The sequence below is a fragment of the uncultured Roseobacter sp. genome, from assembly GCF_947495025.1.
Lineage (GTDB): Bacteria > Pseudomonadota > Alphaproteobacteria > Rhodobacterales > Rhodobacteraceae > Roseobacter.
Genome location: NZ_CANLXG010000001.1, coordinates 585,942 through 606,658, shown reverse-complemented (window position 1 = coordinate 606,658; position 20,717 = coordinate 585,942). Strand labels below are relative to the sequence as shown.

Annotated in this window: 20 protein-coding genes; 11 read left to right on the top strand and 9 right to left on the bottom strand. The window is 59.8% G+C overall.

All coding sequences use genetic code 11. From position 1 onward, the window contains the following. Positions 1-12: 12 nt before the first annotated feature. A complete protein-coding gene (locus Q0792_RS02970) occupies positions 13-1,197 on the bottom strand; it encodes a cytochrome P450 (protein ID WP_298836251.1) in 1,185 nt (394 codons plus the stop codon). 59 nt (positions 1,198-1,256) lie between these two features. Between Q0792_RS02970 and Q0792_RS02965 the strand changes: the two genes are divergently transcribed. The 5 genes from Q0792_RS02965 to Q0792_RS02945 all read left to right on the top strand — a co-directional run bounded on the left by Q0792_RS02965 (position 1,257) and on the right by Q0792_RS02945 (position 7,612). Beyond that, positions 1,257-3,005 (top strand): ATP-binding protein, encoded by a 1,749-nt coding sequence (locus tag Q0792_RS02965; protein WP_298836249.1) that lies wholly within the window; start codon positions 1,257-1,259, stop codon positions 3,003-3,005. Then, entirely contained in the window at positions 3,002-4,231 is a 1,230-nt protein-coding gene (locus tag Q0792_RS02960; RefSeq protein ID WP_298836248.1) for a sigma-54 dependent transcriptional regulator, read from the top strand. Before Q0792_RS02965 ends, Q0792_RS02960 begins: the two co-directional genes overlap by 4 nt. A 247-nt stretch (positions 4,232-4,478) precedes the next feature. Beyond that, entirely contained in the window at positions 4,479-5,480 is a 1,002-nt protein-coding gene (locus Q0792_RS02955) for a DctP family TRAP transporter solute-binding subunit (RefSeq protein WP_298836247.1), read from the top strand. 68 nt (positions 5,481-5,548) lie between these two features. After that, positions 5,549-6,229: a TRAP transporter small permease gene (locus Q0792_RS02950; protein WP_298836246.1), complete on the top strand. Its 681-nt coding sequence runs from the start codon at positions 5,549-5,551 to the stop codon at positions 6,227-6,229. Between the two features lie 3 nt (positions 6,230-6,232). Then, complete coding sequence (locus Q0792_RS02945) at positions 6,233-7,612, top strand: TRAP transporter large permease (RefSeq protein WP_298836244.1); 1,380 nt, start codon at positions 6,233-6,235, stop codon at positions 7,610-7,612. Between the two features lie 62 nt (positions 7,613-7,674). Here the strand turns inward: Q0792_RS02945 and tpiA are convergent, their stop codons facing one another. Continuing rightward, complete coding sequence (gene tpiA, locus Q0792_RS02940) at positions 7,675-8,421, bottom strand: triose-phosphate isomerase (RefSeq protein WP_298836242.1); 747 nt, start codon at positions 8,419-8,421, stop codon at positions 7,675-7,677. Between the two features lie 126 nt (positions 8,422-8,547). On the opposite strand from tpiA, the gene Q0792_RS02935 reads away from it, so the two are divergent. After that, positions 8,548-9,450 (top strand): 2-oxoglutarate and iron-dependent oxygenase domain-containing protein, encoded by a 903-nt coding sequence (locus tag Q0792_RS02935; protein ID WP_298836240.1) that lies wholly within the window; start codon positions 8,548-8,550, stop codon positions 9,448-9,450. Between the two features lie 14 nt (positions 9,451-9,464). On the opposite strand, the gene Q0792_RS02930 is transcribed toward Q0792_RS02935, so the two are convergent. The 3 genes from Q0792_RS02930 to Q0792_RS02920 form a co-directional block, all read right to left on the bottom strand. After that, entirely contained in the window at positions 9,465-9,809 is a 345-nt protein-coding gene (locus Q0792_RS02930; protein WP_298836238.1) for an iron-sulfur cluster assembly accessory protein, read from the bottom strand. An 89-nt stretch (positions 9,810-9,898) separates the two neighbouring features. Then, positions 9,899-11,158 (bottom strand): glycerophosphodiester phosphodiesterase family protein, encoded by a 1,260-nt coding sequence (locus Q0792_RS02925; protein ID WP_298836235.1) that lies wholly within the window; start codon positions 11,156-11,158, stop codon positions 9,899-9,901. A gap of 28 nt (positions 11,159-11,186) precedes the next feature. Further along, a complete protein-coding gene (locus tag Q0792_RS02920) occupies positions 11,187-11,549 on the bottom strand; it encodes an SUF system Fe-S cluster assembly protein (protein ID WP_298836233.1) in 363 nt (120 codons plus the stop codon). A gap of 268 nt (positions 11,550-11,817) precedes the next feature. Here Q0792_RS02920 and Q0792_RS02915 point away from each other — a divergent pair, with 268 nt between their 5' ends. From Q0792_RS02915 to Q0792_RS02905, 3 genes are all read left to right on the top strand, one after another. Beyond that, positions 11,818-12,018 (top strand): hypothetical protein, encoded by a 201-nt coding sequence (locus Q0792_RS02915; RefSeq protein ID WP_298836231.1) that lies wholly within the window; start codon positions 11,818-11,820, stop codon positions 12,016-12,018. Positions 12,019-12,122: 104 nt separating this feature from the next. After that, complete coding sequence (gene ppk2, locus Q0792_RS02910) at positions 12,123-13,049, top strand: polyphosphate kinase 2 (protein ID WP_298836229.1); 927 nt, start codon at positions 12,123-12,125, stop codon at positions 13,047-13,049. Then, positions 13,039-13,299: a hypothetical protein gene (locus Q0792_RS02905; protein ID WP_298836227.1), complete on the top strand. Its 261-nt coding sequence runs from the start codon at positions 13,039-13,041 to the stop codon at positions 13,297-13,299. The genes ppk2 and Q0792_RS02905 overlap by 11 nt, the downstream gene beginning before the upstream one ends. Positions 13,300-13,326: 27 nt before the next feature. On the opposite strand, the gene rimK is transcribed toward Q0792_RS02905, so the two are convergent. From rimK to Q0792_RS02885, 4 genes are all read right to left on the bottom strand, one after another. Continuing rightward, positions 13,327-14,706: a 30S ribosomal protein S6--L-glutamate ligase gene (gene rimK / locus Q0792_RS02900; protein WP_298836225.1), complete on the bottom strand. Its 1,380-nt coding sequence runs from the start codon at positions 14,704-14,706 to the stop codon at positions 13,327-13,329. Positions 14,707-14,784: 78 nt separating this feature from the next. Beyond that, the gene (locus Q0792_RS02895; protein ID WP_298836223.1) at positions 14,785-15,324 is read right to left on the bottom strand and encodes a biliverdin-producing heme oxygenase; all 540 of its coding nucleotides are present in this window, start codon (positions 15,322-15,324) and stop codon (positions 14,785-14,787) included. Between the two features lie 119 nt (positions 15,325-15,443). Further along, complete coding sequence (locus Q0792_RS02890; protein WP_298836221.1) at positions 15,444-15,722, bottom strand: hypothetical protein; 279 nt, start codon at positions 15,720-15,722, stop codon at positions 15,444-15,446. Further along, on the bottom strand, positions 15,719-16,615 hold the full coding sequence (locus tag Q0792_RS02885; protein ID WP_298836219.1) for an SPFH domain-containing protein: 897 nt from the start codon (positions 16,613-16,615) through the stop codon (positions 15,719-15,721). The genes Q0792_RS02890 and Q0792_RS02885 overlap by 4 nt, the downstream gene beginning before the upstream one ends. Before the next feature lie 155 nt (positions 16,616-16,770). On the opposite strand from Q0792_RS02885, the gene tgt reads away from it, so the two are divergent. Beyond that, positions 16,771-17,898 carry a tRNA guanosine(34) transglycosylase Tgt gene (gene tgt / locus Q0792_RS02880; protein WP_298836217.1) on the top strand — a complete coding sequence of 376 codons (1,128 nt, stop codon included), beginning with the start codon at positions 16,771-16,773 and terminating at the stop codon, positions 17,896-17,898. Positions 17,899-18,275: 377 nt separating this feature from the next. Beyond that, positions 18,276-20,684: an endopeptidase La gene (lon, locus tag Q0792_RS02875; protein ID WP_298836215.1), complete on the top strand. Its 2,409-nt coding sequence runs from the start codon at positions 18,276-18,278 to the stop codon at positions 20,682-20,684. Positions 20,685-20,717 lie beyond the last annotated feature (33 nt).

Here is a 20,717-nt window from a genome sequence, read left to right as displayed (position 1 = left end):
CAGGCCACCGGTTCAGACCGTCACCATCAGATGGTTCAGGCCGTGAAAGTGATACATGTCGGCGTAGGTCGGGGTCTCTTTCAGCTGCAGACCCGGAAACCGGCGGAACAGGTGTTGCAGGCCAATCTGCAGTTCCAGCCGCGCCAGCGGCGCGCCAACGCAGAAATGCAGCCCGCCGCCAAAAGCTGAGTGGGTCCGGGTCTGCCGGAACGGGTCGAACCGGTCCGGGTGGTCCCATCGCGCGGGGTCGCGACCGGCACTGCCCAGCATCAGTGCGACCTCGTCACCTTTCCGCAGGATGTGCCCGCCGATTTTGATGTCCTCGTAGGCGAAACGTGTGAACATGTGCAGCGGCGGATCAAAGCGCAGGACCTCCTCAACCGTAGCCGCGATCTGCTGATCTGCCAGTGCAGACGGGTCCGTTCCGGATTGCACAAGGCATTTCACCGCATTCCCAAGGGTATGCACAGTCGCCTCGTGACCGGCGTTGAGCAGCAGAATGCAGGTGCCGATCATCTCATCACGTGTCAGTCTGTCTCCATCCTCTTCGGCTGCGATCAGTTCAGTGATAAGGTCATCCCGCGGGTCATCGCGCCGCTTTTCAATATAGTCTGACAGAAAGGCGGCGAACTCTGCAGCCGCCATGTTCGCCGCGTTTTCTGTCGCGCGGCTGCGTCCGGCCTGGTACATCGCCACCATAGCATTGGACCAGCGCAGCAGATCGGCTGACTTCTCTTCGGGCACGCCCAGAAGCCGTGCGATAATCCGCACAGGCAGGGCCGTGCAATAGGCCGGGATCAGATCAAAAGCGCTGTCGCGGGGAAACCGGTCCAGCAGATCGGTGCAGATTTCATCAATGTCCGGCGCCAGTGATCTGATCCGGCGCGACGTGAACGCCCGCAGCACCAGACCGCGCAGCCGCGTATGACGCGGCGGTTCGAGGTCGAGCATCGAGTGTTGTTCAACGGCGTCAAAGGCGGCCAGATGGTCCGGCACCGGTGCGATCTGATCTGCAGGTTTTGCCCGTCCCAGTCGCCTGTCCCGCAGCAGCGCCGCCACGTTATGTGCGTCAAATACAGCCATCATGCCATAATCCTGCCAGTACCGGACCGGATCTCCGGCAAGCACCCCGGCATAGAGCGCATAAGGATCCTGGACAAAAGCGGGTTCGAGCGGTGACTGGTGCAGTGTTTCCATGGTGCTGATAAAGCCTCTGCGCACTGGTCAAGGCAAGAGACGCTTTGTAGTCTGCAGCAATGAAACGTCTCGTTCTGCACCGGATTGCCCTGATCAGCGTCTTTCTGATTGCTGTGGCTGCGCTGTCGGCGGGTGTCTGGCGCTATGGGTACCTCCAGGCGCTGGACCAGCTGGCCCGGCAGGGGCGTGCGGATCTGGCGCTGGCCAGCGACAGACTAGTTGGTCAGCTGCAGCGGTATCGTGAACTGGCCGTGCTTCTGGCGGACCACCCGGTGATGGATGCGCTGGCCCGCGGAGAAAGTCTTGACGAGGCGTCAGACCTGTTTCTGAGCGTGGCGGATAAAACGGCCGCACTTGATGTCATGTATGCGGATGTTCAGGGACGTATTCTGGCAGCAGCCCATATTACCCCTGGCGCAGACCTTAGTGCTGCACCCTATATCAGACGCGCACAACAGGGAGCGCTCGGCTGGGGCCACGGGACCGGCACGCCCCTGCCGGCGCGGTCGTATTACTACGCTGCCCCCGCTTTTGGCGCAGACGGCCGTGTCACCGGAAGCGTCGTTGTTGCCGTAAGCATTTCCTCGATCGAGGATGCCTGGCGCGGCGGTTTCCGGTCTGTGTTCTTCACCGATGCGGCCGGGGCGGTATTTGTCACCAACCGGACTGATCTGGTGGGATGGACCCGCTCAGCGGACGGGCCGGGAATGCAGCCGGACGACGGACGCGCGCTGCCCTTCAGCAGCTATCAGACCGGCGGTCATGAGGTCTGGCAGGTGGGCTGGGGCCCTTATCTGCCGGAGAATGCCCTGCACCTGACCAAAGAACTGCCCGTTATCGGACTGACCGGCGAGGTGCTGCTGGATGTCTCGCCTGCACGGCGTCTGGCGGCCCTGCAGGCCGCTGCGCTGGCGGCGCTGTGTCTTGCCTTCGGCGCGCTGCTGTTTCTGGCAACCGAACGCCGGCGCACGCTGGCGCTGGCAAATACTGCTCTGGAAGAACGTGTCGCGCGCAGAACAGCGGCTCTTTCGGATATCAACGCCGCACTCCGGGCGGAGGCATCAGAGCGCGAGGAGGCGCAGGCAGCCCTTGCCCGGGCGCAGGATGATCTTGCAAGGGCCAGCCGCCTCAGCGCGCTGGGTCAGATGAGCGCCGGCATCAGTCACGAGCTGAATCAGCCGCTGATGGCGATCCGGTCATTTGCGGAGAACGCAGTGCAGTTCATGGAGCGGGGGCAGCCGGAACGCGTTGCCGACAATCTGACCCGTATCTCAGACATGGCGCGGCGTATGGGGCGGATCATCAAAAACCTGCGGTCTTTTTCCAAACAACAGGCTGAACCCGTCACACGTGTCGACGTTGTCGCGGCCCTTGATACAGCGCTGGAGATGACCGGCCCGCGGATGCGCGACATGCAGGTCGATGTGCGTTTTGCCCGGCCTGCGGCAGCGGTCTGGGCGCAGGGCGGTGAAGTGCGTCTGGTGCAGGTGTTTGTGAACCTGCTGACGAACGCGATGGATGCCATGAAGGACATCGACACGCCCGTGCTGGAAATCGATATTGTCCAGGGCGCTCTGCTGCAGATCATCGTACGGGATTTCGGGCCCGGCATCGCAGAACCCGAAAAGGTTTTCGATCCGTTCTATTCGACCAAAGAGGTCGGCGCCTCCGAAGGTATGGGGCTTGGGCTGTCTATCTCCTATGGCATAGCGCAGAGCTTTGGCGGAGACATCCGGGTGAGCAACAGTAATCCCGGCGCGTGTTTTGTCGTCGAAATCAGGCCGTGGGAGGCACAGGAAGCTGCATGAAGCAGGTGCTGCTGGTGGACGATGATGCGGCCGTGCGCGACGCACTGGCGCAGACGCTGGAACTGGCTGATCTTGTGCCGGTCACGGCCGGATCATTCGTTGCCGCACGGGATCATATCACGCGTGAATTCGAAGGTGTGGTGCTCTCGGACCTGCGGATGCCGGGGCGTGACGGGTTTCACCTGCTGGCCTATGCGCGTGAGCAGGACCCCGAGCTGCCGGTCATTCTGCTGACCGGAGAGGGCGACATTCCGACTGCAATGAAAGCTGTGGGGCAGGGCGCTTTCGATTTCCTTGAAAAACCCTGCGCGCCGGCGGACCTGCTGGCGGTTCTTGAACGCGCCCTCAGGACACGGCAGCTTGTACTCGACAACCGCCACCTGCGTGCGCTGGTGGCCACAGGTGATCCGGCGGCGCGAATGCTGTTCGGTACATCGCAACTGGCCGAGGGACTGCGTGCGCGCGTGCGCCGTGTGGCTCTGGCCGAAACCGAAGTGCTGGTCACAGGTGCGCCGGGTGCCGGCATCTCAAAAGTGGCCGAGGTAATCCATCTGTGCTCGGCCCGTTCAAAAGCACCTTTTGTCAAACGCGCCGGTGCGGCTCTGAACGCGCAGGATCTGCCCACTGCACTGGAAGCCGCGCGCACCGGCAGTCTGTTTATTGATGAAATTACGCTGATGCCCGCTCAGGCGCAGCTGGCCCTTGTCGAGGTTCTGGATGCCGGTGTTCAGACGCGGGTAATCGCGGGTTCGAACCGCGATCTGCCCGCAAGTGTTGCCGAGGGTCAGCTGAATTCAGAGCTGTATTACCGTTTTGAGGTTTCGTCGGTCCGGATTCCGTCGCTGTCAGAACGCCCCGAGGATATCCCCGTGTTATTCCAGCATTATGTGGCCCAGGCCTGCGAGCAGGCAGGCCTGGAGGAGCCGGAAATCACGCCGCAGGTTGTGGCGGGCCTGATGGCGCGTGACTGGCCGGGGAACGCCCGGGCTCTCATGTCCGAGGCGATGCGTTTCGCGCTGGGTCTGGCAGACGAGGAAAAAGCCGATGCCTCTCTCGGGCTGGCCGAACAGATGGCGCAGGTGGAACAGAGCCTGCTGGAACAGGCCCTGCGCCGTACGGGCGGGCAGGCAAGCCGTGCCGCGCAGGCGCTGAAACTGCCGCGCAAGACTTTTTACGACAAACTGACCCGATATGGGATTCGCCCTGAGGATTACCGGATCGAATAATGTGCGAAAAACCGCACACTATGCGGATGTCGTGTGCGAATCTTCGCACGACCACATCGGCGCATTGAAACGCAGAGCCGGAGTTACGGCGGGTAGTATATTGAAATATATGCAAGAAGTTCCCGCCAGGCGCGGCGTCAACACAATGCTTGCGGCGCGGCAGGCAACATTGTTTGATAACGCCAGCGCACCGCAAATCGGTGCCGGATCAACGTCTGAAACAGACAGATTTCCTGGGAGGAAACCAATGAGAATTTTCACAGCAGCGCTCACCGCGCTGACACTTTCAGTAAGCGCTTCGGCCGTTGCGGCCGCCTGTGACGATGGTGAAGTGGTGATCAAATTCAGCCACGTGACCAACACAGACCGCCACCCCAAAGGCATCGCCGCGACGCTCCTGCAGGACCGCGTGAACGAAGAAATGAACGGCAAAGCCTGTATGGAGGTTTTCCCGAACTCCACGCTTTATAATGATGACCAGGTCCTCGAGGCCCTGCTGCAGGGCGACGTGCAGATGGCTGCGCCGTCGCTGTCGAAATTCGAGCAGTTCACCAAGGTCTTCCGCATTTTCGACCTGCCGTTCATGTTCAAGAACATCGACGCTGTCGACGCGTTCCAGAACTCGGAAACCGGCCAGGCGATGAAAGAATCCATGACGCGCCGCGGCCTCATCGGTCTGGCGTTCTGGCACAACGGCATGAAGCAGATGTCTGCCAATGTGCCGCTCAACAGCCCGTCCGACGCGGATGGCTTGAAATTCCGCGTGCAGAACTCTGACGTGCTCAAGGCACAGATGGCGGCTCTGGGTGGCTCACCCCAGCCAATGGCATTCTCCGAAGTCTATGGCGCGCTGCAGACCGGCGTTGTCGACGGCCAGGAGAACACATGGTCCAACATCTACGGCCAGAAGTTCTTTGAGGTCCAGGACGGCATCACCGAAACCAACCATGGCATCATCGACTATATGCTGGTCACCTCCACTGACTGGTTTGACAGCCTGGATGCAGATGTACGTGATCAGCTTTCGACCATCGTGGCCGAAGTCACCGCGACGCGGAACGCTGAATCCACTGCCGTAAACAACGAAGCCAAGGCCGCGATCATCGAAGCGGGCGGCGTTGTGCGCCAGCTGGACGATGCCCAGCGTGCAGAATGGGTTTCGGTCATGAAACCGGTCTGGGACCAGTTCAAGGATGACGTCGGTCAGGAAAACATCGACGCGGCTCAGGCGATCAACGCCGGTTTCTGAGACCACTGAAAAACGACCGCCCGGTCCCGCTTGTGCGGGGCCGGGTTTTTTAAAAAAGGAGGGGGCCGATGGCGCATTCATATGAGGCGGAAACGCTTCTGGGGCGGATCGTCAACGAGATAGAGGAAACGGCGATTGCGCTGATCCTCGGGCTGATGACCATTCTGACATTCATCAACGTCGTGCTGCGCTACGGCTTCAATACCGGGATCATCTGGGGGCTTGAAGCGGTGACATTCCTCTTCGCCTGGCTGGTGCTCTTCGGGGTGAGCTATTGCGTCAAGGTCACCGCGCACCTTGGTGTCGATGCGGTAATCAACCTCTTTGAACCGCCGGTCCGGCGTGTTCTGGCGCTGGTTGCCGCGGCTGTCTGCCTTGTATATGCCGGGCTGGTCTTCAAAGGCGCCTGGGACTACTGGGCGCCCTTTGCCGGATTTGACGCCACATCAGGCCGCTGGTTCCCGACCGGGTTCGAGAACAGCCGCGATCAGGCCTGGTACGAGGTCGTCGACATGCCCATGCCCGAATGGCTGCGCTGGATCGAGCCGATCTTCAACATGGGAGAGGAATACGAAAAAATCCCGCGCTTCATTCCGTATGCCATGCTGCCCTTTGGCATGGCGCTTTTGCTGTTTCGGTTCATTCAGGCGACAGTTCGTGTCTGGAACGGCACACAGACCAGCCTGATCGTCAGTCACGAGGCCGAAGACGAGGTCGAGGCCGTCAAACACATGAACGCAGGGAAATAAGCCATGGAAGTTGCAATTCTTTTCGCCATGGTCGTTGGCCTGATGCTGGTCGGTGTGCCAATCGCTGTAAGCCTCGGTATGTCGTCCATCGTTTTCCTGCTGGTGCTTTCTGACACGTCGCTTGCCTCAATTGCCCAGACGCTGTTTCAGGCGATGGCGGGTCACTACACCCTGCTGGCCATTCCGTTCTTTATCCTTGCCTCCAGCTTTATGTCCACGGGCGGCGTGGCGCGCCGGATCATCCGGTTTTCCATCGCGCTGGTCGGCCATCTGCCGGGGGGGCTCGCGATTGCAGGTGTCTTTGCCTGTATGCTTTTTGCCGCACTTTCCGGCTCGTCGCCGGCGACGGTTGTGGCCATCGGCTCCATTGTGATCGCGGGCATGCGCCAGGTGGGCTATACCAAGGACTTTGCCGCGGGCGTTATAGCAAACGCGGGTACGCTGGGCATCCTCATTCCGCCGTCCATCGTCATGGTCGTCTACGCTTCGGCCACGGATGTTTCTGTCGGACGCATGTTCCTGGCGGGTGTCATCCCGGGCCTGATGGCGGGCACGATGCTGATGGTCACCATCTACATCATCGCAAAGATGCGCGATCTGCCCCGTGGCGAATGGCGCGGCTGGGGCGAAGTCTTTGAAAGTGGCCGGGAAGCGGGCTGGGGGCTGTTCCTGATCGTGATCATTCTGGGCGGCATCTACGGGGGTATCTTCACCCCGACAGAGGCGGCAGCTGTTGCGGCTGTCTATGCATTCTTCATTGCCAGTTTCGTGTACCGCGACATGGGACCGCTGCACACCGAGGGAGATGAAAACCGCAATCTGTCGCTGATGCAGAAGCCTGTCGCCCTGGTGACCGCCTTCTTTCACCGCGACACAAAGAACACGCTCTTTGAAGCCGGTAAACTGACCGTTACGCTGATGTTCATCATCGCCAATGCGCTGATCCTCAAGCACGTGCTGACGGACGAGCAGATACCGCAGCAGATTGCGGCGGCCATGCTGGATGCGGGTTTCGGACCGGTTGTGTTTCTGATCATCGTGAACGTCATCCTTCTGATCGGCGGTCAGTTCATGGAGCCCTCAGGCCTGCTGGTGATCGTCGCACCTCTGGTGTTTCCGATTGCGATTGAACTCGGGATCGACCCCATTCACCTCGGCATCATCATGGTGGTGAACATGGAAATCGGGATGATCACGCCACCTGTTGGTCTCAACCTCTTCGTGACATCCGGCGTTGCGAACATGCCGATGTGGGCTGTGGTCAAGGCGGCGCTGCCGTTTACCGCGGTGCTCTTCGTCTTCCTGATCATGGTGACCTATATCCCGATCATCAGTACCTGGCTGCCAACAACAGTGATGGGGCCGGAGATCATCATAAAATAGGCTGGCGTATGCGGGGGCTCTGCCCCCGCGCGCGCCGCGCGTCGTTGCCGGCAATCAGACCGTCAGCTTGCGGCGAGGGCCGCGATGATGGGGGAAAAGTCGTCGGCAGACAGGCTGGCGCCACCGACCAGAGCGCCGTCAACGTCGGCTGTGCCGAAAATTTCTGCCGCATTACCGGGTTTTACTGAACCGCCATAGAGCAGACGGATTTTCTCTCCTTCCGCTCCAAAGCGTGCGACAAGGTCTGCACGAAGGGCAGCATGCACCTCGCCGATCTGTTCCAGGGTCGGGATTTTACCCGTTCCGATAGCCCAGATCGGTTCATAGGCGACAACAAGCGTGTCGCCGGTGCTGCCATCTGGAACAGAGGCCGCCAGCTGCGCACGGATCACCGGCAGGGCCTCACCGGCTTCGCGCTGAGCAAGGCTTTCCCCGATGCAGACGACCGGCACCAGCCCGGAGGCCTGTGCGGCAGCAGATCTGTCGCAGACAGAGGCATCTGTTTCGCCATAGGTCTCACGGCGTTCCGAATGGCCTGTAATGACGTAACGCGCGCCTGTTTCCGCAATCATCGCGGCCGCGATATCGCCTGTATGCGCGCCTTTTTCAGCGGCATGGCAGTTCTGTGCGCCGATGGCGACCGGGCCGTTGCCAGCGCGGTCACATGCAGCCGTCAGCAGATGGGCGGGCGGGCAGATCACGATATCACAGGCGTTATCGCTGTGCGCACTGCTCAGCGCATCGATCATATCGAGCGCTGCGGCAGAGCCGTTCATCTTCCAGTTTCCGGCGGCCATTTTGCGGCGCATATCATTCTCCTGTCTGTGAGGTTGCGGCCTTGGTACCAAGAAGCGCAGGTCTGGGCAATTGGCGGTCCGGGTTGCATGGCGCGTGGGGCTGTGGCAGGGCATGGCGCAGAGTAGGTGGGGGGTGACATGGTTCCTGCAATTGATCTGAAGAAGCTGAGTGCCGGTGATGCAGAGGCTCTGGATGCGATGCGCGAGGCCGCAACCGGGGTTGGCTTTGCCATTGTGCGGAATACGCCGCTGAGTGCTGAAACCGTCGCCTCGGTGATTGAAACCTACCGCGCGTTCTTTCATCTGCCCGCGGCCGAAAAATCACGTATCGACATGGCGCAGACAGGAGCCAACAGGGGCTGGGGCGCGCCTGGGTCCGAGCAGGTCGATCCGGACGCCAACCCAGACTACAAGCAGTTTTTTGACAGTGGGTTTGCGTTGCCCGAGGGCGACGCGCGGCGCGGACTGGCTGTCTATGCGCCGAACCGCTGGCCGGAAAATCCACCTGAATTCCAGAGTATCGTGAGCCATTACTATGCCCACGCCTGCAGTGTCGCCATGCAGGTTTTGCGCGGAGTCTCCACGTCGATCGGCGCTCGTGCGGATTATTTCGATGGCGCATTTGAGACGCCTATGGCGCTGTTACGCGGGAACTTCTATCCGACGCGGCCCGCATGGGCGACCGCGCGGGACTTCGGCATTGCAACCCACACAGACTATGGCTGTCTGACGCTTCTGGCGACTGATGGGTCCCCCGGTCTTGAGGTCCGTAGGCGTGGTGGGGGCTGGATACCTGTGAGCGCGCCGCCGGGCGAATTCATCATTAATTTTGGTGAGATGATGGAGGTCTGGACCGACGGGCGCGTTGTGGCTACGCCGCATCGCGTTGTGGGTGGCGAAAACGAGCGGATTTCTGTGCCGCTGTTCTTTAACCCGTCTTTTGAAACAAATGTCGCGCCCCCGGGGGCTTCGGAAGCCGTTCTGGCCGGTGATCACCTGATGGCGCGTTTCAACGAGACATATGTTCACCTCAAGGGGTGAAAAACTGTGATCGCTCAGCCGAACTTGATGGATTCGCCGCAGCCGCAGGCTTCGGTGACGTTGGGGTTCCGGAATTTGAAACCGGATTCCAGCAGTGAGGTCTCATAGTCGATTTCGGTTCCGAACAGGAACATCTGCGCCATCGGGGCGATCATGACCCGCGCACCATCCTGCTCCACCACCTCGTCGTTCGGGTCGGTGGCCTCGACGTATTCCATGGTATATTCCATACCGGCGCAGCCGCCTTTTTTCACGCCGATACGCAGGCCGGCATGTCCGGCAGACTCCATCAGCTTCGCGACCTGTGCGGCAGCTTTCGGCGTCAGTGTGACCGCCTGTTTGCCCGGTATTCCAAACATGACCAAACTCCTTTGGCGTCAATTTAATGGCTCAGCCGCATGCGGACAAGCAGTGCACGGTGGAAATTGCGCGCAATGCCCGCACTGCATCAGGGCAGGCCCATGCAGTTGGCGTAGTAGGTGACTGTTGCGGGCCAGTCTGAGAAAACCCCGACAACCCCCACATCCTGGGCCAGAACATCCAGCACCTGAAAATAGGCACCGTCGTTTTCAATCGCATCTGACACGGTCTGAAAATACCAGCCACCGCCGGCGTCGAGCGGGCCAGAGCGTTCGAGCGTCCATGTGATGATCTTCAGCCCGGCTGCCTGTGCGTCCTTTGCATAGGCGGACGGCACGATACGTCCGTCCTCCAGCGCCAGCAGCATCCAGAGCGGGGGAGCGATGTAGCCGACCCCGAGATCCCTGAGCGTCTGCATGGACGGTTCAAAAGTCCCCGGATCTGCAGGATCGAGCGGGCTGGCGCCTGAGAACCTTCCGTCCAGATACACAGCTTGCTTTCCGAAATCCGGTTCGTTTTCAATCCAGTATAGGACATCGTTAAGGTTAAAAGACTGGGCAAAAACGTCATCTGGGGGAATGCCCGCGTCTTTGTATTCGTCGATCAGTTTCTGTGCATAATCCTGCTGGCTGAAACCGTTGTGTGGCATATCAACTGATGGTGATTTGAGCTCTGGCGTGAACTTTGCGCCCAGTTCCCGGAAAAGCTCAATCGACTGGCGATGGGTCATCATCGTCGCATTGCCCGTATAGAGCGTCGTCCGGAATCCCGGCAGACCGCCCCGGTATGCATCCACTGTGGTCGCCGCCGGATCAGCGCTGTCCATTTCGGGGGTCAGTGTCAGGAATTCGTCCAGCGTGACCTCTGATGTGCGGCACTCGGCAGTTGCTTTCTGTGATCCGCTTGCCGGGGCAAAGGGCAGGATGCAGGTGTCCGCAAGGTCGCTGACAAGGATGTCTGTGGTCCGGTGCAGATCGTTCTGTGCGTGGCGGCACACCAGTTCATGGTCCTGGGTGAAGGTAACATCACATTCAAGGATACCTGCGCCCATGCGTGCCGCTGCTCTCGCCGATTCCACGGTGTGTTCGGGGAACATCAGCGCTGCGCCGCGGTGCCCGATGGAAAACAGGCTGCGGGCGGGGGTCTGGCCCTCGCAGGCACGCAGGCGCGATTTGAGATCTCCGTCAGGCAGCAGATCAATCAGATGTGCAGGCCGGGGGCCGTATGTTACCGCAATGTCATCGGGGAAAGCCGGTGTGCCCGAACCAACGAGCACGGTTGCGGCAATGCAGGACAGGGCACGGGAACCCCGGTTGGCAGAAAGTGCTGATCCGCGCGTTATGCGCATGACGTGCCCGGATGATCCCCGGAACCAGTCACATAAAGCCCAGTTCGAGCCGCGCCTCATCTGACATCATATCCATGCCCCATGGCGGCTCCCACACCAGTTCCACATCCACCTGTCTGACGCCGGGGATCGGTTCCACCGCATCGGCGATCCAGCCCGGCATTTCACCGGCGACGGGACAGCCGGGAGCCGTGAGAGACATCTTGATCTGAACGGCGTTCTCGCTGCTGATATCAATCGTGTAGATCAGCCCGAGCTCGTAAATATTCACCGGAATCTCCGGATCATAAACGGTGCGGCAGGCATCCACGATCTGTTCATATAGCGGATGATCCGTACTGGAGGGCGCAATCAGCGGCGCGCCTTCGAGCGGTTCAGATGCGTTCGTCATAGGTGCCTCTCAATGATCCTTAGCATTTATATAAGGATTGCGGTCCAGGCGGTAAAGAGGTGCAGGCAAAAGGATTAACGCGCCAGACGGCAGAGCAGGGCGGCCGGCGCTGCTTCTGGCTCAGAGGACTGACGTCCGGGGCCCGTTTTCGGGCACGGTGTGACGACGTTACTTAACGTAAATTACAGTTACGCGGTTTTGTTAGGATTCTGTTAACCAAGTTTTCCGAAAAGGATGTCAGAGGAAATACAATCACAACGAGAACTACGTGACTGCCGAAACGACACCGGAAAACTTCCAGTGGATCATCGAAGTAATCGACGAACTGCGGGAATTCGCTCAGGACAACAACCTCCCGGCCTTTGACGCTCAGCTTGAACTGCTCGCCGAAACAGTTCGCTCAGAAGTCCCTCACAGCCAGAAGATTCAGACCGACCTGCAGGTTCTGCAGGAAAAACTGGCTGGCTGACAGCCCCGGTCACCGGAAACCGGCTGTGCATTCGGATTTGACCAGGATCAAGGAATGCCGCCGGTGCCGGTGTTTAAATGGGGCTGGCAGAATGGGAGTATCAGATGGCTGAAGCTTTAAAGGGCAATACCCGAAAACCCGCTGCGCGTGCTGCAACAGCGCCCGATGCACCAGAAAGTGCAGACACAGCGCCGGCAAAGGCGCCGGGGCGGCGCCGTCTGAGCCGCAGGGAATACGAATCCGCCAAGGCCGGCCTGCAGGTCGAGCTGCTGAAAGTGCAGCACTGGGTGCAGGAAACCGGTCAGAAACACGTCATGCTGTTCGAAGGGCGGGACGCGGCCGGCAAGGGTGGCACGATCAAACGGTTTACAGAACACCTCAACCCCCGGGCGGCGCGTGTGGTTGCGCTGAACAAACCTACCGACGAAGAGCGTGGCCAGTGGTTTTTCCAAAGGTACATCAAGCATCTGCCAACGGCTGGAGAAATGGTGCTCTATGACCGGTCCTGGTATAACCGGGCGGGTGTCGAGCGGGTGATGGAGTTCTGCAGGCCCGAAGAATACCTGGAATTCATGCGCCAGACCCCGGAGTTCGAGCGGATGCTCGTGCGGTCCGGTGTGCGCCTGTTCAAATACTGGTTTTCGGTCACGCGGGATGAGCAGCGCGCACGGTTCCGGTCGCGGGAAACCGATCCGCTGAAGATGTGGAAGCTGTCCCCCATTGACCGCGCCAGCCTGGACCGCTGGGATGACTATACCGAGGCCAAGGAGGCGATGTTCTTTTACACGCACACGGCGGATGCCCCCTGGACAGTGATCCGTTCGGACGACAAAAAACGGGCCCGGATCAACTGTATGCGGCATTTTCTCTCGCAGCTGGACTACCCGGACAAGAACCCCGAAGTGGCATGCGCGCCGGATCCGGACATTGTCGGTGGAGCGGACACGGTTGTGCATGCCGCCGATCATATTCTGGCAAGTTCGCTGCACCCGGGAAACCGACGGATAAAAGGAGGAGCCGTTGAGCGCTGAAGATCTTTATGACGCAGAGGATACGCGACTTGGACGTGTTGCCTCTCTCCAGAGAGAAAACGGAGAATACCAGAAACTCTGCAGCGCGTTCAGGCATGTCTGCGAAGAGCTTGCGAAGGCGGAATCAGGTGCGGTTGCGCGGAACGATCTGGAGATCAGCCAGCTGCGTGTCCGGCGCGCGCAACTGCGCGCCCGGATTGCCGTGCTGCTCACCGCGACCCTGCATGAAGAGCTGGCTGCTGCGTTTTAGCGGTTCTGCGCTGGCATGTCTGGCGGTTCAGCTTTTACGTTTACGGGCAGGGCGCGGTTTGACCTGCAGCTCGATCTCGTCATAGAGCTTGCCCACGATGTCCTTGCCGGTGGCCTTTTCGATGCCCTCAAAGCCGGGTGACGAATTCACTTCCAGCACTTTTGGTCCGCTCGAGGAGCGCAGCAGATCAACACCCGCCTTGCCCAGACCAAAGGCCCGCGCTGCGCGGACCGCGGTGTCGCGTTCCTCGCGGGTGATGCGCACCACTTTCGCCGATCCGCCGCGGTGCAGATTTGACCGGAAATCGCCTTCTGCACCCGTGCGTTTCATTGCCGCCACGACCTTGCCGGCCACCACCAGACAGCGGATGTCCTCGCCGGCGGCCTCTTTGACAAAGTCCTGAACCAGAAAGTTCGCCTTGAGGCCGCGGAACGCATCAATCACCGATTCAGCCGCCTTCTTGGTTTCCGCCAGCACGACGCCTTTACCCTGGGTAGATTCCAGCAGTTTCACGATCAGCGGCGCGGTGCCCACAAGCCCCATCAGGTTCGAGGTGTCCTTGGGCGAGGCCGCAAAGGCCGTCGAGGGCATGCCGATCTTTTTCGTGGCCAGCACCTGATGCGCATGCAGTTTGTCCCGGCTGGCGGTGATGCCGGCGCTGCCGTTCACGCAATAGGTGCCGATGGCTTCGAACTGGCGGATGACGGCGGTGCCGTAGGGAGTAATAGAGGCCCCGATCCGCGGGATAACCGCGTCATATCTTGGCAGGCGCTTGCCGTCATAATGCACCTCTGGGGCCATGGTGTTGATCGCCATATAACAGCGGGTTGTATCGATCACCTCGACCGTATGGCCGCGGGCTTCACCGACTTCGACCAGACGGCGCGTGGAATAATTGTCCTCACGGCTGAGCACGGCAATGCGCAGTGCGCGTTTGGGTGCGCCGCGTTTCACGGCTGCGGTGTGGTAATCGTCGTAACTGAGTTCGGGTTGCAGGTGTTTTTCGGTGGGCGTGATCGAGATGTGATCTCCCAGCGCCTGGCGCCCCAGAAGCATACGCGACGACATCTGCTGCCGGTTTGTCAGAGTGATCTCGATCGGCCAGGTCTGGCCTGCGACACTGATTGTCGAAGCAATGACAAAGCGCTGTTCGGTCTCGCCATTGGACGAGGTCACTTCACGGCGGTCGACCAGCGGGGCCGAGCAGGTAATTGACACGTCATTGCGGCCTGCAACCGGGTGTACGTTAAACCGGACCTTCGGGGTTTTTGCGGGCCCGAACACTTCGATGTCATGTGCATGCAGTGCCGATGTGCGCGCGCCGGTGTCGATCTTTGCCTTGATCGCAGGCAGGCCAAGGTCGGGCAGAGAAATCCACTCTTCCCATCCGAATGTCAGCTTATCCATGCTGTTTTCCTCCTGTTTCCCGGGTTGGTCTCTGGCCTAACAGGCGCGGCCCGAGACCTCAACCGGATGGGGTCTGTGTCAGTCTGAACCGGTTGGCGCGTGGTATTCGCCCAGTCGCGCAAAGACTGCGTCGGCGCCCCGGCGCGCTTCGTTTTCAGACAGATCCACGGCATTCAGGCGGTCGAAAAACTGCTTTACCCCACCCGTTGTTGCAAAATCGCGCATGACAGTAAGGTATTCCAGCGGCCAGCTGTTTTCGCGGCTGATGGTGCGGTGAATGACGGACGCGCCAAGGGCGGAGCCGTTCAGAGCATAAAGAACACCCCAGCTCCAGCTCTCTGAGGCCGGCTGGTCCGGCGCCGGAGGCGGGGAGGTTCCCAGATCACGGGCCAGTGCGGCACAGCGTGCCTCTTCGGGTGCAAGGTACGCCCCGGACATCACGGTTCCTGCAGCACGCAACCCCATATCACTGTGCACGGCCAGCATCTGACCCAGCCATAAACGGTATCTGTCGGGGGAGCTGAATGCGCCTGCGTCAAACCAGACGGCTTCGGCCGAGGCGTGCGCATCTGATGTTGCGGCTTTGAGTGAAAGCCGGTTGTCCGGCGGGGCGTTCATCGGGGCGGGTGTCCTGTAGTGCGGGATGGTGTACGAAAGAATAGCCCGCATTCCCGCTGAGACCATCCGTGTCCGTCCGCATTCTGCTGGCGGGACCCGGTCCCGGCCAGAGTGGCGGATCAGTCTTCGTTGATATCGCGCGTAATGACCTTTGCACCGCTGGACTGGCTGCGAAAAGCAAGGCGCAACCCGATCCAGGCCAGCAGCGAGACACCCGCGAAGACCGCCATCAGCATTGCCGCCGAAGGGATAAACCCGAAGCCGACAAAACCTGCGGTGATGAGCGCGCCGATAGCAAAGCCCAGAAAGATAAATCCCGGCGCAAAGACCTCGATGATGGCCAGAACGATCGCAACGGCGATCCACAGCCACCAGATGCCCAGAAACGCGCTGATCATGCGCCTTTGCCTTTGAGCAGGCGGAAGGCGTCGCCAAAGGCTTCGAGCGCCTGGGCGGGCAGAACAATCGTCTGTTTGCCGTCGCCGGCACCAAGCGCATTCAGAGCTTCGACCTGTTTCAGCGCAATCTGGTACTGCGCCGCTTCGATGCCGTTTTCATTGATCGCCGTGGCGACCACCTGGGTTGCATAGGCTTCTGCGTCAGCGAGAATGCGGCGGGCCTTGGCCGTCTGTTCCGAGGCATAAAGCTCCGCGTCAGCGGAAAGTTCTACCGCGCGTTTCGAGCCCTCGGCCTCGGTGACCTGGGCGCGGCGCGCACGTTCCGCATTCAGCTGCTGGAGCATTGCATCGCGGGTGGCCTGATCAAGATTTACGTCCAGGATTTCTGCCCGGGTCACTTCGATTCCCCAGTCGTCCACGGCGTCTTCGACCAGTGATTTTATGGTGGTGATGAGATGGGCACGGTTCGCCTGCACATCATCCAGATCCATCTTGCCGATCTCGGCACGCACAATGCCGGCCACTGTCGTGGCAATCGCGGCATCGACATCGCGGATCCGGTATACCGTGCGTTCCGGTTCAGTGATGCGGTAAAATACAGACGTTTCCACCTGAACCAGCACGTTGTCTTTGGTAATTGCGTCCTGGCTTGCATTGGGCAGCTGACGCTCAAGGATCGAAATCTCGTGCGCGACACGGTCAATAAACGGCACTATCAGGTTGATACCGGGTCCAAGAACAGCCCGGAGGCGGCCGAACCGTTCGATGACATATTTTTCGGACTGCGGGACGATCTTTACACCTTTGACGACCAGCGCAATCAGCAATGCCGCCAGCAGCAGGAACACAATATTTCCTGACAGAAGTTCGATAATGACCGTTTCGATATCCATGGATACGTCCTTTTTACTGTCCCGCTAGGGATGTGGCCGTTTGTGTTGCAGAATGCAAGTAATCCGGACCGGGGAAAAACCGCACCCGGCGCACAGCGATTGCACTTTGGTGCCTGTTTGGATACCGGGCGGGGACAGTGACAGGAGAGGCGATCATGAGCGGTTTCAGTTTCACGCGGCATGCCGTGGACGGAAAGGCCCGTACCGGGGTGATCAGCACGCCGCGCGGTGACATCAGGACCCCTGCGTTCATGCCGGTGGGGACTGCTGCGACCGTCAAGGCGATGCTGCCGGGTTCTGTGCGTGCAACCGGCGCGGATGTCCTGCTGGGCAATACCTATCACCTGATGCTGCGCCCGACGGCAGAGCGGATCGACCGTCTGGGCGGGTTGCACAGGTTTATGAACTGGGACCGGCCCATTCTGACGGATTCGGGTGGGTTTCAGGTGATGAGCCTCGCTTCATTGCGCAAACTGACCGAGCGGGGCGTTACCTTCAAAAGCCATATCGACGGCTCAAAGCACGAGATCACGCCGGAACGTTCGATGGAAATCCAGCGCCTGCTTGGCTCTGACATCGTGATGTGTTTCGACGAATGCCCGGCACTGCCCGCGGACAAGGCGAGGATCGCAGAGAGCATGCAGCTGTCGATGCGGTGGGCAGCACGATCGAAAGAGGCGTTTGGCGACCGTCCGGGGCATGCGTTGTTCGGTATTCAGCAGGGGGGGCTCGAAGAGGACCTGCGCGCCGAAAGTGCTGAGGCACTGCGTGACATCGGTTTTGACGGCTATGCAGTTGGCGGGCTTGCCGTGGGAGAGGGGCAGGAGGCCATGTTTGGTTGCCTCGATTTCGCCCCGGACCAGTTGCCGGCCGACAAACCTCGCTACCTAATGGGTGTCGGAAAACCCGATGACATCGTCGGCGCGGTTGCGCGCGGCATCGACATGATGGACTGCGTGCTGCCCAGCCGTTCCGGGCGCACGGGTCAGGTGTTCACGCGCCGCGGAGTGCTGAACATCAAGAATGCGCGGCACCAGGACGATCCGCGCCCGCTGGACGAGGATTGCACCTGTCCGGCCTGCAGGCAGTACAGCCGAGCCTATCTGCATCACGTGTTTCGCAGCCAGGAAATTATTTCCTCGATGCTGCTGACCTGGCACAATCTGCATTATTATCAGAATCTGATGGCCGGAATGCGTGACGCCATCAGTGCCGGGACTTTTGAAGCATGGCAGGCGGCGTTTCATGCAGGACGCGCGCAGGGCGACATAGAACCGGTCTGAGCCGGCCGGTGTCAGGAGTTAACCGGCGGTTAACCTCAGAGGGCTTAGCGTTCTGTGCAGGCGCGGCGACTGGATCAGGTCCTGCTTCGGGAAGTGGCAGGTTACCGTCCTGAGACGGGCGTTCCAGCAGAATGCGCGATGTCGCAACAATTTGATGACCCTCGAGGCACACTGACATGCAGGACAGCGGATGAACCACTGACAGCCAATTGGCGGCTTGTACTCCGCCCGTTTGCTGTTCATTCTTGTCCGGCCAGAAAGAGTGAAGGTTGATTTCATGCGGGGACTGCCCCACCTGTAATCAGTTAAACCGGAGATGACCGGGCGTTGCTGCATCCGCGGGACCAGTGTCATCTTGCCAAAAACAAGGAAAGAGCATGCAAGAGCCTCTTAACGCTTCCTACCCTGTACTGCCGCTGCGCGACATCGTGGTTTTCCCCCACATGATTGTGCCGCTGTTTGTTGGTCGGGAGAAATCTGTCCGTGCCCTTGAGGAGGTCATGGCAGACGACAAACAGATACTTCTGTCCAGCCAGATCGACCCTGGCGTGGATGATCCGGACAGTGACGGCATCTACAAGGCAGGTGTCCTGGCCAATGTGCTGCAGCTGCTGAAACTTCCCGATGGCACCGTCAAGGTGCTGGTTGAGGGGCAGGCGCGCGTGCGCATCACAGAATACATTGAAAACGATAACTTTTTCGAGGCGCGGGCAGAATATCTGACCGAAATGCCGGGCGACGTCGCGACGACCGAGGCGCTGCTGCGCACGGTTGCTGACGAGTTCGAGCGCTATGCCAAGGTGAAAAAGAACGTCCCCGAAGAGGCGCTGGCGGCTGTCGGCGAATCCGGCGAACCCGCGCGTCTGGCTGACCTTGTGGCCGGTCATCTGGGCATTGAGGTGGACCAGAAGCAGGATCTGCTGGAGACGCTCAGCATCTCCGAGCGCCTTGAAAAGGTTTACGGCCTCATGCAGGGCGAAATGTCCGTGCTGCAGGTCGAAAAAAAGATTAAGACGCGCGTCAAAACACAGATGGAGCGCACACAGCGCGAATACTATCTGAACGAACAGATGAAGGCGATCCAGCAGGAGCTGGGTGATGGCGAGGACGGCAAGAACGAGGTTGCCGAGCTTGAAGCGCGTATCGCCGAGACGAAGCTCAGCAAAGAGGCCCGTGAAAAGGCCGATGCCGAAGTGAAAAAACTGCGCAACATGAGCCCGATGTCTGCCGAGGCAACAGTCGTGCGCAATTACCTCGACTGGATGCTGTCGATCCCGTGGGGCAAGAAATCCCGCGTGAAAAAGGACCTTGGCCGCGCCCAGCAGGTGCTGGACGACGATCACTATGGTCTTGAAAAGGTCAAGGAGCGGATCGTTGAGTATCTCGCGGTACAGCAGCGCTCGACCAGACTTAAGGGCCCGATCATGTGCCTCGTGGGACCTCCCGGTGTTGGTAAAACGTCGCTGGGCAAATCCGTTGCGCGTGCGACCGGGCGCGAGTTCATCCGCATCAGCCTTGGCGGCGTGCGGGACGAATCCGAGATCCGTGGCCACCGCCGGACGTATATCGGCTCTATGCCAGGCAAGATCATCCAGGCGCTGAAAAAGGCCAAGACGACCAATCCGCTTATCCTGCTCGACGAGATCGACAAGATGGGTCAGGATTTCCGCGGTGATCCCGCTTCGGCAATGCTGGAAGTGCTTGATCCTGAACAGAACTCCACTTTTGTGGATCACTACCTTGAGGTCGAGTATGACCTCAGCAACGTGATGTTCCTTACCACGTCCAACAGCTACAATATGCCCGGACCATTGCTCGACCGGATGGAGATCATTCCGCTGGCCGGCTACACCGAGGACGAAAAACGCGAGATCGCTCTGCAGCACCTGGTGCCCAAACAGATCAAAAATCACGGTCTGAAGGGCAAGGAGTTCAGCATTGACGAGAGTGCACTGACTGAGATGATCCGGACCTACACGCGTGAAGCGGGTGTGCGGAACCTTGAACGTGAAATCGCCAAGGTGGCGCGTAAGTCGCTGACCAAGATCATCCGGAAGGAAGCAGACAGCGTTGCGGTGACAGCAGAGAACATCGACGATTTTCTCGGCGTCAAAAAGTACCGTTACGGCCTGGCAGAGAAAGAGGATCAGATCGGTGTCGTTACCGGGCTGGCCTATACATCCGTGGGCGGTGAGCTTCTGAGCATCGAAGCACTGCGTTTGCCGGGCAAAGGCCGGATGAAGACCACCGGCAAGCTGGGCGATGTGATGAAGGAATCGATTGATGCGGCGTCCTCTTATGTGCGGTCAATCAGCCCGCAGATCGGGGTTAAGCCACCGCAGTTCGACAAGATCGACATTCACGTTCACGTACCGGACGGGGCAACACCCAAGGACGGGCCGAGCGCGGGCCTTGCCATGGTGACCTCTATTGTTTCTGTGCTGACCAAAATTCCGGTACGCAAAGACATTGCCATGACCGGCGAAGTCAGCCTGCGCGGGAACGCAATGCCCATTGGTGGTCTCAAGGAAAAACTCCTTGCGGCTCTCAGGGGCGGGATCACCACGGTTCTTATTCCCCAGGAGAATGCGAAGGACCTGCCAGACATTCCGGACAATGTAAAAGAGGGGCTCGAAATTATCCCTGTCAGCCACGTGTCCGAGGTTCTGGAACATGCGCTTGTCAGCAAACCGGAGGCCATCGAATGGGATCAGGATGCTGAAGAGGCGGCAGCTGCGGCTATTGCCAGCAAAACGGATGGCGGTGACGCAGCAACGGCGCACTGACCCTGTGAAACCGACCTGAAAATTCAGGGGCGC